We start from the raw sequence: 17,138 nt of genomic DNA on the forward strand, positions 1-17,138 counted from the left end.
TTTGATATTTATAATTAAAAATTTGGCAAAAAGAAAAGATATATGCCGAAGACTGATTACTTCACAGTAACATTTATCTCTTTCGAGTATCTTAACGTTTTTGCTATCTCATGCTCACTCACCTCAACCTTTTTCACCATCAATTCCGGAATATTATATGAAAACATCAACTGCTTATAATACACCAACGGATTTTCCTGAGGAAGTAAAAATGGTTTGTGAGCTTTTCCTTTTTCATCAATATAAGTAATAAAAGGCCTGGTATATAATCCGTTTGTCCTTCTACTGCTGAATACCATCCAACGGCTATTCTCACTCCAGGAATGATAGCTATCCACATCATCCGAATTAGCTTCGGACAGAGGATAAACTTGCTTTGTCTGCAGATTAACCATGTATAAATCCGCATCTTTATGCCAAATGGAAAAGTTACCAAATTCATGTAACGTAAATGCCAAGAACTTTCCATCGGGCGATATGCGTGGAAACGATACGCTTTTCCCATGTAAAGGGGCATTGTACAAAGTATCCACCTTATCTCCGAAAGTCATATCCTCTGGATTGAAATCTATTCTCAAAAGACTATATTTCACTTTTTTATAACTCTGCGGCATCGAATCGACAGCGTGAGCAGAACAATAATACAAACTCCGCCCATCCGGCGAAAACGTAGGAAAAGTCTCAAATGCCTGATTCGATTTAGTCAGTGGAGAGTATGCGATTTGATGTGTATGGACATTATAGACAACAACATCCGAGGCTAAATCATATACCTCTACACGATTGGGATGGTGATTAAAAAAACTTTGCTTCGTCTTATTGACCGAAAATGCGATATAATCTCCCGATGGATGCCAATAGGGGTAAACCAAAGCACTCATCGTCGAATCTGTTTTCGTATTCAACTTCTCGATAACTTTGTCCCGGATCAATATCGTACCTCCGAACTCCGCCCTTGCATGAAACATCATTTTATCCGGATTCCGATTACAGTAAGAATGGCAATTCACGCAATTACCATTCGTCAATTTGTTCTCATAAATAGCTGTTTGCGTATAGTTTTCCAAATTACGTTGATAAAGACCCATTTCTTTCCAACCTTCATATCCGGGAGGAATTAAGCGGTATGAAAGATAAGCGTCTATAGGCTCCGGTGCGACATGTATGAAAAAAGATTTATAACCGCCCCATTCATTCCCTGTCTGAATAGCAACCACCAGTTCAATCGTCCCGCCTTTATTACGTTCCATCAGTTTCTTCCAAGCAGAACCGGAAAAAGAAAAAAGCCCATTCTTTCCTTCTATCTGCATCTCATCGTCCACTCCTGCTACAATCAGGCGACACGCCTCTTTCCCCATATAGGAAAAATTCAGAGGCGCTATATTATAAGGGACTGTCACATCCTTATAATCCGGGAATATTACAGGAACTTCGTCTATTGTTCTTGATATTTTTATATCATTCTTTCCACAAGTAATGCAACAGAACACAAGACTTAACACCCATATATATTTGTAGATATTCTTCATATTATATTTGTACAAAAAGTAAATAATGCCAAAACGTATTTTTATATTGAGTCAGAGATTGTGCAGATTGGCTCTGCCGAACCTTCCCATACGCCTCTTTAAAGATTGCAAAGCGGTCAAACGTTTCTTGCGTTACTCCGTGATTTTTACAATAGTCCAGATCCACACGCTGATAATCGGCCAATTGCTCTTTAGTTATGCCATGTTGCACGGCATAAGCTTCATCCAACGTATGGTAATAGTCATAAAAGAAAACCAGGGCTTCCTGTGCCGGCACGGGTAATGACTTCAGCCCGGGTGTTCCGTAATACTTTTCAATAAATTCCTTCGTGTGATTAATATCTTTTGCCAGCAACAAGTAAGAGATCGCGTATTGCATAGCTTTTACATCACTTGGATTAGTATCAAGTATTTTATACAAATCATCCATTGGCGAATCGAACAGGACAAACGCTTCCTCATTCGGGAAATCCCTCCTTCCGGTTCCTAAAACGGGATCTTGCTCTACCTGTTCATCGTTAAACAAGAACTTTCTTTGTGAAGTCGCCCATTCTGAGTAATGTAATGTCTTTTCCAATAGTTCTATATATTTCAATGCAACAGCATAAGAGCCACGCATCAAATCGATTTGCAATATCATTTTTAACATGGTCGGATTATAACCGTTCAAAGACTGACAGGCATTAAATGCAACATTCTGTGCAGCCCCCATATTTCCCATAGCAAACAATATATGGGCAAGTCTCACATCGGGTGTTTTATCTTTCGGTATATAAACAAGAGAAGCCGGTCCAAACTGCGGATAAAGGAATAAATTTTCCGCAAGTACTCCTTTTTGTATTAAAGAGAAATTCAGATAATTTGCACCATTATAATTCCGCATATTCTTTGCGCTGACAGCTGTCAACTCATCCCATTCCTCATTTACCGTATAGTATTCATACTGATAAAAAGCGCCAAGGTTTGCATTCATATTCAAATGATAACTCTTCCAGAAAGACCAGAATCCGGTAATTACAATAACCAGGCAGACCACAGTTTGCAAATAACGGCTCCTTTCTGCAAAGTAGCCGACAAGCCCGGTTATCAACATACAGGCCGGTAATGTTATCCAACCGATATAATGGACAAACGGAGCTGTAACCGTTGCCTCATAATAACATAACGGGGTATAAGCATAAGTATATATCCCCAACCAACCGCCTTGTACGGCGACGAAACCCATGGCAAAAGCAAATATCACATATAAAGAAGAAAGTAAAGCCCACTCCCGCTTTTTCAGACAATCAAACAAAAAAGCACTAATCGCAAACAAAAGCGCCACCGACCCGGCCAGATAAAATAAAACAATTGTGAGTATACAACCCAGAACCAGCCTCAGATGCTTATTTCGCTTAAAAACAGTACTATATATGAACAGAAACAACAGCATCAAAAGATAAGCCGTTACACCCTCATAATGATAATTATTATCGAGCAGTGATGCCGCAAAAAACAAACCGGGAATGAAAGAGAGCGGGAATGCATACCAATAATCTCCTATCTTGCGAAGAATAAGCCAAACGGATAAAGTTATCAAAGCCAGAAGAAGTGTGGTAAGAACAATACCCGACCAAAGCGAGTAGAAGAATTGGACAAGAAACCTGGCCATCAGAATAGCAAAGCCTCCGGGTTGCCTAAAAAGCTCTCCTATATAAATCAGATCAAACAAAAATAACTGTTGTTGCTCCCGATAAAATAAGGCATACTGCTGAGTCTCTTTGATATAACATCCTAATACAAAGAATAATATAAAACCTATTCCCAAAAGTACACTATTTTTATTTCTGAAGCCCATGATCCTAATACTATTACAATTTAAGAACTATATTAAATGACAAGAAAGGACGGTATAAGTACCGTCCTTCCCATATGATTAAAATACATTCTATTAATAACCGTGATTTTGTGGATATTCTACGCCACTATTAGACTGAATAACCTGAATAGGAATCGGATATTGATAGTTGTATGGTGCAAAGTTCGGGATATACCTCTGTTCAGCCTCACTCCATTCACGTACCTGGTTAGATCCTGATAAGTTTTCGTATCCGAAACCATATTTACGAACACGATCATACATCGTATTACCGGTTTGTTCATCCTGAATCGGATGGCAATCACTGATATAAGTCGCATTCGGGTTAACCGACAGACGGTTTAATGTAACCCAACGATGTTCCTCGCCCAATAACTCACGTGTACGTTCATCCAGGATATAATCGATGTTGATATCAGCAGCAGAGCAAAGCGGTGCATTCGCACGATCGCGCAAAACGTTGATATCATCGGCTGCTTTACCCTTATCACCCAATGCCAGATAAGCTTCGGCACGGATAAGGTAGGTTTCAGCAACACGAAGCATATACCAGTCGCAATCGTAAGCTCTATTATCCCCATTAGGATGCTTGTCATCCGTAAATTTCCACAAACGCGGGAAAATAGAGATTGTATCACTTGCCGTGATTCGAAGATTTTCTTCGTCCGGTGTACCGACTGCGGCGGCAGCTCTTGCATAAGCAGCAGCTTTTTCATCCAACCAACGGGTTCCTCCGGGAGTGTACCAATTCTTCTGGATCATCGTTTCGGAACCACGGAAATCTTCTCTGCTACCCTGCTTGGAATTATCCCACAAGCCGTTATATACATACCGCGTCGGATACATAATATTACCAATATAAGGGACATTGCCTCCTATAGAGTCACGCGCAATATTGGCTTCATAGCGTCCATTTGCATCCGGGACTGTAGAAACGGCACTACCTACGACACCGTCTGCGAAACAAGCAGTATTTACACCAAATAAATAAACCTGAGTTCCGTCAGCCAAGGTACGTCTTGTATTGTTCATACGAACTGTGTTACACAACCAGTTGGCTTCAGTCGTACAACTTTGCACACGCCACCATTCGTCACCACCACCACCGGTAGAATACGTATTATAATTAAACTGGCATACCCAGATAGCCTCTTTGTTATCAGGAGAATTCTGGTTACCGCCTTCGCGGAACAAGTCCCAGTATGCACCAGCAGGAGCAGCCAAAGAATTTCCATAACGGTCGGTCGCTTCACTGGCACGAGAACCGAAGCGGGTTGTCATGATATGATAATCACCGTCTGTTCCGTTAAGAACGCGAGTTGCAGCCTCTACCGCACCATTGAAGTCACCTAATGCCAAATTGATTTCTGCCAGATAATGGTCAGCAGCAGCCCGAACAATTTGTCCGGGTTTATCGACTTTAATTGGTAGATTTTGTGCCGCATACGTAAAGTCTTGCTTACAAAACTCCCAAACAGCTTGGCGGTTACTCGGTTCATAACCGGTTTGGATTTCTGTAGCATGATGCTCCAGAATAGGCACATTTCCATACATACTTGCCAATACACGATAAGCCCAACCTCTGAAGAAAACAGCCGTAGCACGAAGTTCTGCTTTCCTTGTCTCTGAAGAATAAGTAATGCTCGTACGCTCATCCATCATATCAATCACCGTATTTGCACGGTTAATCAACGTGTACAAATTATCATACCAGTGCCGGGTATAACCGTTACTCGAATTCAAGTTGGCCCAGTTTCCAAAGTCGCCATTACCATTAGTCGGCGCATAAGTATCAAGTCCCAAGCCTTCAATCATCCAGGAGTGCCCACCGTGAGTCTGTCCCATCATTAATGACTGAATCTGCCGATAACACGAGTTCAATCCCATCTCCATATCCGATTCAGAAGTATAGAACGTCTGATCGTTAAAAGTATAAGAGTGTTCGGTCAAGAATTTATCTTCACTTTGGCACCCGGTGAAACCCGCAGTAAGAGAGGCACCGGCAAGCATAGCTAATAAATATTTACTGAATTTCATATTTACTCCTTTTTAATAATGTTATTAGAATGATAAGTTAACACCCAATGAGAACGTTCTATAAGTACCATTACGTCCATAACGGCTTGAAGCAGCGCCGGAAGCAATCGTACCGCCGTCTTCCGGATCAAGTCCGGACCATCCGGTAATTGTAAAGAGATCCGTACCAGACAGGTAAACACGCAAAGAAGAAATGTCTAACTTCTGCAAGAATCTTGGATCCACATTATAAGAGAGCACAAGGTCTTTCAACTTCAAGAATGACCGACTATTCCAATACAAGTAATTCAACGAGTTGTCATAACCGTAACGCGGATATTTGTCTGTATGGTTCGTCTCAGTCCATGGTTCAATTGCATCCAGCTGAGCACCACCGCCCATACTTGTTCCAAATGCATTAGGGTCGAATCCTAAGAAATGAGTATCGCTACCCTGCATCCAACGGAAATTGAAATACAAAGAGAAGTTCTTCCAGCTCAACGTATTACCGAAATTAACCGTGAACAACGGATCCATGTCTCCAATCCAATGCCTGTCATCTCCGGTAATCTTGCCATCTCCATTGTAATCTTCGAATTTCAAGTCACCTGGAACAGCATTCGGCTGAATCATATTACCTTTGGAATCTACATAATTATTGATTTCTTCCTGGCTCTGGAAAACACCCAACTTCTTCAGATCATAGGCAGAACCGATTGCATGTCCGATTTGGAGTGCATAATAGGAATCGAAGCCATAAGCAACTGCATTAGCCACATCATCAGCCTCTTCTCCTTTATAATCTTTGCCGTACAAGCTCTTAACCGTGTTTCTATTAAGGTCGAATACCAGATTAGAAGTCCAGCGGAGTTTGTCTTTACCGTCACCATCGATATTCACAGAATTCAAGGAAATCTCAATACCTTTATTTGTCACTTTACCGGCATTGTCAAAGGCTTCCTGAAAACCGGTAGGATAAGGAACGGAACGTTTCATCAACATATCAGTCGTCTTACCCACATAGGCATCTACGCTACCATCCAAACGGCCGTTCAATACGCTGAAATCAAGACCTAAATTATATTTCTCCACTGTTGCCCATGTCAAAGCTTTATTCGGAAGGGAAGCAGGAGAGATACCAAATGCACTACCTGAGCTTGTATCGCCAAACCAAGTGTAAGTCGTACTTACGCTTGCTACCGTAGCATACGGATCTACGGAACGACTACCATTCTGTCCCCAAGAAAGACGGAGTTTCAAATAATCCAACCAATTGGCATTATCTTTAATAAAGCTTTCATTACTCAGAACCCATGCGGCAGATGCACCATAGAAGTTACCCCATTTACGACCCGCTGCAAATGCTGAATAACCGTCACGACGGTAGTTGAAAGTTGCATAATATTTGCCATTAAAGTTATAATTAATACGGCCTAAATAAGCGATAGAAGAACTGCTGGTACGTTCACGTCTAACTTTAACAGTACCGGCCAGATCCTGTTTGTAGACGCCCAGAATAGTCGGGACAGAGAAGTTTTCAAAGTCCGTTCTATGGTATTCATTATTATAGGCTTCACGTGTATATCCAAACAACGCATCGATATGATGATTTTTAATATCCTTTGTATAAGTAAAGATATTATCAACGTTCCATGTTGCTGAACGGGAAGAATAAGAATAACCTCCGGCATTTGCTCCGAACTGTGAAGGATCATCCATCTGAGCCGTGTTATCAGTATTTACCCAAATACGGGGATCGTTAAATAAATCACGTGTACCGGTATTACGTTGACCGTTCAATGTGATACGATAAGACAGCCCTTCCAAAAATGGAAAATCTACTTGAGTATAAAATACTCCGTTAACATTATAGCCACGATCTTGTTTATCCGTCCACAGATATGAGTCATCCGAACCGGTACCCCAAAATGGACTGACTACGTTGCCATCAGGATGAGAGTTATACCAATCTTCATACCCCGGCTGGCGTGCATGCGTATAAGAATAAGGAGTCATCCAAGTCGCATTCTGGATACGAGCCGGAACGCCCCAACTCTTAGTACTTAAAAAATTCCCCTTTAAACCAAAGGTCAACCATTCTTTTGCCTTAATATCCAATTTGGAAAGGACGTTGTATTTTTCATAATCATTTCCTTTCATAATACCTTCTTGGCGATAATAGTCACCGGAGATATAATAGTTGACAGCTTTCGATTTACCGGAAACACTGACATCATACTTCTGTGCAACACCGACACGCGATACTTCATCAATCCAATCCGTGTACATTCCTTCGTTGTAAGCATCCAATTCAACCGTATTCAGCAGCTGTGCTTTGTCGTAATCCATAGACCAAACAGCATCCCCAGGAATGTCACCGCTTGCCTGTTTTGAGTAGAAACGATTTCTAAAGAATTTCTCTTCATTTGAAACCATTTTGGGTTGACGGGTCCAATCTGAAAAGCTCCAGTTCGTATTAACGTTAATAACAGGCTTTTCACTTTGCCCTCTCTTCGTCGTAATAATGATCACACCATTAGCGGCACGAGAACCGTAGATAGCAGCAGCAGAGGCATCCTTCAACACATCGATACTTTGAATATCATTTGTGTTGATTTCATTGATCGATCCAAAAGAGATAACGCCATCGACAATAAGCAACGGGGCATTGACTCCCTGTTTATCAGACGTTGCAGCAGTAGGAATCGCATTTTTACCACGAAGGGTCATAGATCCCATATTGTCGCCTCCGGCACTGTTCGTCGGAGCATACTTCATACCGGCTACTTTACTTGACAATGCAGCAATTGCATTCGGGTTCGGTAACGCAGTAATTTCACTATCCGAAAATCTTACATTAGAAATGGCACCGGACACATCTCGTTTACGTGCAGTACCATAACCGACAACGACAACCTCATCAAGTTGTTCTGTGTCTTCCAGAAGTGTCACATTAATAATTTTTTGATTGCCGACTTCCACCTCTTGAGTTTTAAACCCGACAAATGAAAATACCAAAACAGCCTTACTACCTCCCGGAACATTCGGAAGTATAAATGTACCATCAGCACCTGTCATCGTACCGATTGTCTGACCCTTAACCGCGATATTTACGCCCGGAAGTTCCAAACCTTCAGCATCAACCACCTTTCCTGAAATAGAAATCTGGGCAAATGCTTGCAATCCTACGCATAGGAAACATAGCAATAATAGAATTCGATTCCTCATAATCTCCAAACTTTATTAGGTTAAACGATATTTATTTTCACAAATATCCGCCTTTGTTATCTTTAAAATCATGAAAAAATGATATTTTTCCCTCGGTTTTTGACAGATACAATAATTTTAGTATAATTGTGCCTCCCTGAGAATATCTGTTCAACTTGATTAGTAGACAATATTATATATGTATAAAAACTCAGTTTACATAATGCCATTCTATGATTTACTAAAATGACCGCAAATGTTAAGGGAAGGAAATCAAGAGTGGCAATATCCCCGACTGCCATATCCTACAAAACAAGTTAAATTTACAATAACCCCCTATCCCTTCTATTTTTCTATTTCGTCCGAAATCTTGATCGATTTTAAATTGACTCTTTTCACGGTTTTAATCTTCTTTACTGACAACAGATGGAGCGAGGTGCGCAGGCAGTTTGAAAAACCGTGCAATTTGATTGCCAGAAATGGGAAACACCAGCAAAGTGATAAACCTTAACTCCCGGAGAATCGGATATTTGAAAATAAAACGGACGGCGTTCCAAATATCTCAAGGAAATTCAGGTGCTTTTTTGCCCTAAAGACGGTCCTCTTTTCAATTACGACCGTGCAAATCGCCATTACGACCGTCCTAATCTTCGCGAGGTGCCGAGTGCACTGCCTATTAGCACGGTCGTAATGGCAAAGAGGACGGTCGTAATTGTGGAAAACGCTCAAAAAAAGGCGAAAAAGTCCCTTTTTGAGGCCCAAAAAGCAGATTAACATTTGTTTGGTTTCGGATATCTTTTGAGTCTAAAAAATGCGTTTTATACAATAAGTCCTTGGAAATAAAAAAATAACATTCCTGATATATGCTGGTTTGAACATAAGATTCTCTATTATTTCCCAAATCGACTATTGGAGAAATTCAATCGAATATCAAATCCTGTTTTTCAGGGATTTCTTTACGAAACAAAAAAACTTACAAACAAGTATATTGCTAAAAAAATAAACAAGTAGCAAAGGAAATTGAAAAATAAATATTATGTTTGCGTGATTAGGATACACTATATATATTATGATCTTTGCGAGTAAGATGCAAATTTCACATAATAAAATTTCATTCTATAACTTCAAAAAAGCACCAAATGGATTTCGACCGTAGCAAACATAATGTCATAAAGTACTTACCGACAAATAATGATGAAAACATCTGGAGCATGTCTATTAGCGGAATTGGATTTCAATCTATTGACTCAAAAGACAGCTACCCTCTCAAAGGGCATCCGATCGGATATACATTCAATCCTGAAAGAGGTAGAATTATCGATGAATTTGCATTAGTCTACATTATAAAAGGAGAAGGGACCTTTTCTTCTATAACCTGTCCGGAAAAAAAGCTCTCCAAAGGTGACGCTTTTTTTCTTTTCCCGGGGCAATGGCATAATTATCAACCCAAACCTAATATCGGATGGGATGAATATTACGTTACATTTCACGGAGAATATTTTGAAAATTTATTAAACAAGATTGTGAATAACGCAAACCCTATATTTCATATTGGCATAAACGATCAAATAGTCAAGCATTTCGGGGAAATGCTTGACTGTGCCAGGGCACAGAGGACTGGATTCCAGGCAGTGTTAGCCGGAATTGTCATGCACACCATAGGTTTGATCTATTCCATCAGCAAAAATCAGGACTCCGGTTCGGCATCCATGCAGAAAATACAGGAAGCGTGTGTCCTGATGCGGGAGAATATCTATGACAAATTTACTCCCGAGGATGTTGCAGAATCGATTAACATGAGCTATTCCAATTTCAGGAAATCATTCAAACAATATACGGGAATCGCCCCACACCAATACATGTTGCAGCTGAAGCTCAGCAAGATCAAAGATTTGCTAAGTAGTACGGATATGTCCATACAAGACATCGCCATGAAACTGAATTTCGAATCGGCGGATTATTTTTCCTACTTCTTCAGGAGCAAAACGGGCATAAACCCGCTTTCTTATCGAAAAGAAATCGAGAAGCAGCGCGAAAAAGCTCAAAAGAATTTACACTAAGGGATTCCATTCAGAATCCCCGCCCGAACTTATGCCAGAGCTCTCCTTCCATCTCTTCCCAGCAACGAAGGGTGGAATAGATAAAGTCGGACGAATAGCGGGTGAGATAGGCCTTGGCTTCCTCTTCTTTACCCTCTTTAATCAGGGTCAATACTTTATTTTCGATCAGAGGCATCTCGTCTGCCGCTTTTTGCTCAAAAGAAAGAACGGCCGGTTCGATCAACTTACGCCCATGCCCCCAGCTAACCTGCGCCAACCGGTTTGTGCGGCGATATGTCCACAGAGCAGCATCCGGCCGGTAACGTTTATGCCCGCAAACCTTAAAGCTCTCGGGAACATCCGTCATCCCGGCAAACAACGGAACGCGGGGACTTTCTCCCGGATTATCTTCCGACCACCAACAAACACCTCCTACCGCATCCGGCAACCAATCACGGCATTGTATCACAAATGAATAAGAGCACCAGACGACAGATATCGTACGTTGTTTCTCGATCTTCCTTTCTTCACCCCGCTGCGCATTCAAGAATTCTAACATGTCGTTCGTCATCCAGTTTTGCGCCAGAGGGCTTTTATAAGTGGTATCACGTTCTATTCCATCTTTATCTTTGATCTTTTTTGTGATCATTATATCTTTTGTCATATCCCACTCCGTACCTTCGTATGTTTCACGCAGCAGGCGGTTGATGTCTGCCAATGACACTTGCCGGTCCGGTTTGACAGACAGAGGAAGTTCCTCCATATCCATCGTCAGATCCAGAGAAGGCGCCAGTGTTTTCAAGACAAAGAAATCACGAATCGTAAAAGGCTTTTTCCCTGTTTCGTGGATAACCTTCCAGAATTTGAACGGTTCTTTCCCATCCCAATATCCCAGTTTAAGGGCTTTTTCTTTCAGCCCTTTGCTATACATAAAATTATCTTTATCCTTAAAATCCACATCCGAGATACGGGGCGTATTGGCCGACACCGTCACATGATCGTCCGGTATGCGCCGGGCAACCCATAATGCACTCGGATCATCCGGTCCCGCACCGGTAATCTCAAAAAACCAAAGTTCTTTTTTATCGGCAACTGTCAGGCATTCGCCTCCATCGCGGTAGCCGTATTGTTCAGCCAGGCGTCCCATCAACAGGACGGCTTCACGCGCAGTGCTACAACGTTGCAAGGCTATTCCTTGTAAATCTTCTATATGGAAAAGTCCCTTCGGGTTACGCAGTTCTTTACGTCCTACAATTGTCGTTTCACCCATTGCCAACTGCTTCTCATTCATACAAGGATAGCCAGTGTTCAGATAAGCAAACGTATGAGGGACTTGAGGTATGGAGCCTTTCAAAATTACTCCCAAACGGTCGTTTTTACTTTCGGTATGGCGGAGATCCCAATAGATGTCGACCTTCGCCGTATCCGGCCAATCATGAGCAGGTACGACTTCCATCCAAGTCCGTGAAGTTCCATCACAGGTTTGGGATGTCATAACCGAACCATCGGCTGTAGCCAACTTTCCGGCAGCAATACTCGTACAACTTTCATCCGGATTTGTCAATTCGACTACACGCTCCTGAGCAGAAAGAGAAGTAACAACACAACAGAGGCACACAACAGCCTTAAATACATTTTTCATCATTATTAATTAGCAAAGCTATCATTTCGGATGGCAAATATAAGATATTCTACGGAAAATCCATTTATGACAACGCCGTGTATATTTTTGACGCCGCCGAAAATATTTATGGCGACGTCGAAAATATACACGACGCCGCCATAAACAGATTTCTCTTACATTATCGCTTATCTTCCCTGACGCTTGCGCTCCAGTTCATCCAAAATGATCTTACGCATACGCATACTGTTCGGCGTAATTTCCACGTATTCATCACCTTTGATATATTCCAGAGCATCTTCCAAACTAAAGACAGTAGGAGGAGCCAAAGATACTTTATCGTCGGAACCGGAAGCACGCATGTTTGTCAGCTTCTTGGACTTCGTTACGTTTACAACCAAATCATTGTCTTTTGTATGTTCGCCAACAACCTGTCCGGCGTAAACCTCTTCCTGGGGAGCGATGAAGAAACGTCCGCGAGACTGCAAGTTATTCAGGGCATAAGCATAAGCCGTGCCTGTCTCCATGGCTATAATGGAACCGTTCGTACGACGTTCGATTTCGCCCTTCCACGGTTGGTATTCAAGGAAGCGGTGCGCCATGATCGCTTCACCGGCGGAAGCAGTCAGGACAGCATTATTCAAACCGATGATACCACGTGAAGGAATCGTAAATTCCAAATGCATACGGTCGTTCTTGCTTTCCATCATCGTCATTTCACCTTTACGCTTGGTTACCATATCGATGATACGGCTGGAACACTCTTCCGGCAGGTTGACTGTCAATTGTTCAACCGGCTCGCATTTCACACCGTCGATCTCCTTAATGATTACCTGCGGCTGGCCGACCTGCAACTCGTAGCCTTCACGACGCATGGTTTCGATCAACACAGACAAGTGGAGCACGCCACGTCCGTAAACCAACCAGGCATCGGCAGAATCTGTCGGAACAACACGCAATGCGAGGTTCTTATCCAGCTCCTTCATCAAACGGTCGTAGATATGGCGGGATGTCACAAACTTACCGTCTTTTCCGAAGAACGGAGAGTTATTGATGGTAAAGAGCATAGACATTGTCGGCTCGTCGATAGCAATTGTCGGCAACGCTTCCGGCTCGTTTGCATCGGCAATCGTTTCACCGATCTCGAAGCCTTCTACGCCGATAACAGCGCAGATATCACCGGACTGGACCGCATCCACCTTTGTACGTCCCAAACCTTCAAATACGTCGATTTCCTTAATCTTGGATTTCACCATCGAGCCGTCACGTTTACACAGCATGATGTCCTGCCCTTCGCGCAGTTCTCCACGATGTACGCGACCTACGGCGATACGACCTACATATTTGGAATAGTCTAATGAAGTAATCAACATCTGTGAAGCTCCTTCCAAAACCGTAGGTTCCGGTATATACTTAATGATAGCATCAAGCACTGCCGTAATATCTTCTTTCGGTTCTCTCCAGTCTTCCGACATCCAACCCTGCTTTGCAGAACCGTAAATAGTCGGGAAATCGAGCTGTTCCTCCGTCGCGTCAAGACTGAACATCAGGTCAAATACCATTTCCTGTACTTCTTCCGGACGACAGTTCGGCTTGTCTACCTTATTAATCACAACGATCGGTTTCAGCCCGAGCTGGATAGCCTTCTGAAGCACGAAGCGCGTCTGCGGCATCGGACCTTCAAAAGCATCGACCAACAACAGACAGCCATCGGCCATGTTCAATACGCGTTCCACTTCACCTCCAAAGTCGGCGTGGCCCGGAGTATCGATAATGTTGATTTTATAACCTTTATAATTAATAGAGACATTCTTGGCGAGGATCGTGATCCCTCGTTCGCGTTCCAGGTCGTTGTTATCCAGGAACTGATCCGGCTCTGCCTGTCCTTCACGGAAAAGCTTACCAGCTAATAACATCTTATCCACGAGCGTTGTCTTACCGTGGTCTACGTGCGCGATAATCGCGATGTTTCTAATCTTTTGCATTGAAAACTAATTTATTGGCGACAAAATTACAATAAATTTGCGAGAAGTATATGACAATGGCGCTTCAAAATAAAAAAAGATACTGAAAAAGATTGGTCAATCAAAAAGGAATACCTACCTTTGTCCCCGCTTAGATAACATAGTATTAATTTATTAAAGTACAAAAGAATCATGTTTTTAGATTCAGCAAAGAAAAAAGAACTTTTCGAAAAGTATGGCAAATCTGCTACAAACACAGGTTCAGCAGAAAGCCAGATCGCACTGTTTACAGTACGTATCGCACATTTAACAGAACATCTGAAGGTTAATCACAAAGACCATAGCTCTGAAAGAGCTCTGAAGATGTTGGTAGGTAAACGTCGCCGTTTACTGGACTACCTGATCAAGACTGATATCGAAAGATATCGTACTATCATCAAAGAGCTTGGTATCAGAAAGTAAGAAACAATTTCTTCGCAAGAAGTTACAGAAAAGGATGGTCTCTACGGAGGGCATCCTTTTTTTCTTTTACGAAAGGACTTTGATTAATGAAAAATTAATGTAATTTTGCGCCGTTCAGTTACAAATTAAAAGAATCAACAAACAATAAACGAATAATACTCATGGGAAACAACAAAATCATCGGAGCGAAAATCAAAAGCATCCGTGAATCCAAACAACTTTCTATCGAGGAAGTATCCGAACGCTCAGGCTTAGGCATTGATCAAATAGAACGCATCGAGGGCAACATCGACTTCCCGTCTCTGGCCCCGTTAATCAAGATAGCCCGCGTATTGGGCGTCCGCCTGGGTACATTCCTGGACGATCAGGCCGAACTCGGTCCTGTTATTTGCCGTAAAAAAGACAGCAACGATACGAACAGTATCGGCTTCAGCAATAACGACAGCAAAGCACGCAAGCACATGGAATATCACTCCTTGTCGCAGGATAAATCCGGACGCCACATGGAGCCGTTCCTGATCGACGTTGCGCCGACAAAAGAAGGTGTCGATTTTGTCCTGTCTACTCATGAAGGGGAAGAGTTCATCTATGTACTGGAAGGCATTCTCGAAATCAACTATGGCAAAAATACCTACATTCTGGAAGAAGGCGACAGCATCTACTATGATTCGATCGTGGCCCACCATGTACACGCCGCTGCCGACAATACGGCGAAAATACTCGGAGTCGTTTACACCCCCTATTAATCCGCTGCCTTTATGGAAATACAATTACAAGATAAAACACTCGGCCAATGGATGGAACACTGGGCCGAGACAACGCCGGACAGGGAATACCTGGTATATTCAGACCGCGACTTGCGTTTCACCTGGAAAGAATTTAACGAACGTGTAGACCGGATGGCAAAAGGCATGCTTTCGATCGGGATCAAGCATGGTACGCATGTCGGCATCTGGGCAACAAATGTCCCGGACTGGTTGACTTTCCTGTATGCAGCAGCCAAGATAGGCGCAGTAGCTGTTACAGTCAATACAAACTATAAACAAAGCGAGTTGGAGTTTTTAGTTGAAAACGCCGATATCCATACAATGTGTATTACCGATGGCGTATTCGACGGCAGCTATGTCGACATGATGTACACGATGCTTCCGGAACTGAAAGAATCGCAACGCGGTTACCTGAAAAGCAAGCGTTTTCCGGTCCTGAAGAACGTAGTTTACATCGGACAGGAAAAGTACAGAGGGATGTATAACACACCCGAATTGCTGCTCTTAGGAGAAAATGTAAGTGACGAGACTTTAATTGAAGCCAAAAAGTTGGTAACACCGCACGATGTTGTCAACATGCAATACACATCCGGTACAACCGGTTTCCCGAAAGGGGTCATGTTGACTCACTATAACATTGCCAATAATGGTTTGCTGACGGGTGAGCATATGAAATTCACGGGAGAGGACAAACTCTGCTGCTGTGTGCCGCTGTTCCACTGCTTCGGTGTCGTACTGGCATCCATGAATGTCTTGACACACGGCTGCACGCAAGTTATGGTCGAGAAGTTCGATCCGCTGGTTGTGTTGGCTTCTATCCATAAAGAACGTTGTACGGCGCTATACGGCGTACCGACCATGTTCATTGCCGAGCTCAACCATCCGATGTTCAGCATGTTCGACCTGACTTCCCTGCGTACAGGCATCATGGCAGGTTCTCTCTGTCCTGTCGAGTTGATGAAACAGGTGGAAGAGAAAATGTATATGCGTGTAACAAGCGTGTACGGATTGACCGAGACATCGCCCGGCATGACGCATTCCCGTATCGAAGATCCGGCAGAAGTGCGCTATAATACGGTCGGACACGACTACGAGTTTACTGAAGTACGCGTGATTGACCCCGAGACCGGAGAAGAATGTCCGGTTGGCGTACAGGGCGAAATGTGTAACCGGGGTTATAATAACATGAAAGGTTACTATAATAACCCGCAGGCAACCGCTGAAGTGATCGACAAGAACGGCTTCCTCCATAGCGGTGACCTGGGCGTGAAAGACGAAAGCGGCAACTACCGGATCACCGGCCGTATCAAAGATATGATTATTCGCGGAGGTGAGAACATCTATCCGCGTGAGCTGGAAGAATTCCTTTACCACCTGGAAGGCGTGAAAGATGTACAAGTCGCAGCCGTCCCATCGAAGAAATACGGGGAAGAGGTTGGCGCTTTCATCATTCTGCATGACGGCGTCACAATGACTGAAGATATCGTCAAGGATTTCTGCCGCGGAAAAATCGCCCGCCATAAAATCCCGAAATATATCTTCTTCGTCGATACTTTCCCTATGACCGGTAGCGGAAAGATCCAGAAATTCAAATTGAAAGACTTAGGATTAAAGTTATTGGCAGAGCAAGGGATTACGCCTGTATAAGTTTTTTTACTACCTTTGCGGCATTAAC

General features: G+C 42.8%; 10 protein-coding genes. 4 read left to right on the forward strand and 6 right to left on the reverse strand.

Annotation, left to right across the window (positions count from 1 at the left end; translation table 11 throughout):
* Positions 1-56 precede the first annotated feature (56 nt).
* The 4 genes from DW083_RS14450 to DW083_RS14465 form a co-directional block, all read right to left on the reverse strand.
* Entirely contained in the window at positions 57-1,529 is a 1,473-nt protein-coding gene (locus DW083_RS14450) for a PD40 domain-containing protein (RefSeq protein WP_122332870.1), read from the reverse strand.
* Position 1,530: 1 nt separating this feature from the next.
* Positions 1,531-3,366 carry a DUF6057 family protein gene (locus DW083_RS22965; protein ID WP_233552227.1) on the reverse strand — a complete coding sequence of 612 codons (1,836 nt, stop codon included), beginning with the start codon at positions 3,364-3,366 and terminating at the stop codon, positions 1,531-1,533.
* A 93-nt stretch (positions 3,367-3,459) separates the two neighbouring features.
* Positions 3,460-5,424, reverse strand: a complete 1,965-nt coding sequence (locus DW083_RS14460) for a RagB/SusD family nutrient uptake outer membrane protein (RefSeq protein ID WP_122332847.1) — start codon at positions 5,422-5,424, stop codon at positions 3,460-3,462.
* Positions 5,425-5,448: 24 nt separating this feature from the next.
* Entirely contained in the window at positions 5,449-8,631 is a 3,183-nt protein-coding gene (locus DW083_RS14465) for a TonB-dependent receptor (protein WP_122332848.1), read from the reverse strand.
* Positions 8,632-9,749: 1,118 nt separating this feature from the next.
* On the opposite strand from DW083_RS14465, the gene DW083_RS14475 reads away from it, so the two are divergent.
* Positions 9,750-10,670: an AraC family transcriptional regulator gene (locus DW083_RS14475; protein ID WP_115498370.1), complete on the forward strand. Its 921-nt coding sequence runs from the start codon at positions 9,750-9,752 to the stop codon at positions 10,668-10,670.
* Between the two features lie 10 nt (positions 10,671-10,680).
* On the opposite strand, the gene DW083_RS14480 is transcribed toward DW083_RS14475, so the two are convergent.
* Entirely contained in the window at positions 10,681-12,294 is a 1,614-nt protein-coding gene (locus DW083_RS14480; protein ID WP_122332851.1) for a dipeptidase, read from the reverse strand.
* Positions 12,295-12,458: 164 nt separating this feature from the next.
* A complete protein-coding gene (gene typA, locus DW083_RS14485; protein WP_115498369.1) occupies positions 12,459-14,255 on the reverse strand; it encodes a translational GTPase TypA in 1,797 nt (598 codons plus the stop codon).
* Between the two features lie 171 nt (positions 14,256-14,426).
* Here typA and rpsO point away from each other — a divergent pair, with 171 nt between their 5' ends.
* From rpsO to DW083_RS14500, 3 genes are all read left to right on the forward strand, one after another.
* The gene (rpsO, locus tag DW083_RS14490) at positions 14,427-14,696 is read left to right on the forward strand and encodes a 30S ribosomal protein S15 (RefSeq protein WP_115498368.1); all 270 of its coding nucleotides are present in this window, start codon (positions 14,427-14,429) and stop codon (positions 14,694-14,696) included.
* A 161-nt stretch (positions 14,697-14,857) separates the two neighbouring features.
* Positions 14,858-15,442 carry a helix-turn-helix domain-containing protein gene (locus tag DW083_RS14495; RefSeq protein WP_122332852.1) on the forward strand — a complete coding sequence of 195 codons (585 nt, stop codon included), beginning with the start codon at positions 14,858-14,860 and terminating at the stop codon, positions 15,440-15,442.
* A 12-nt stretch (positions 15,443-15,454) separates the two neighbouring features.
* Positions 15,455-17,110 carry an AMP-binding protein gene (locus tag DW083_RS14500; protein WP_115498366.1) on the forward strand — a complete coding sequence of 552 codons (1,656 nt, stop codon included), beginning with the start codon at positions 15,455-15,457 and terminating at the stop codon, positions 17,108-17,110.
* Positions 17,111-17,138 lie beyond the last annotated feature (28 nt).

This window comes from Parabacteroides sp. AF48-14 (assembly GCF_003477465.1).
Lineage (GTDB): Bacteria > Bacteroidota > Bacteroidia > Bacteroidales > Tannerellaceae > Parabacteroides > Parabacteroides acidifaciens.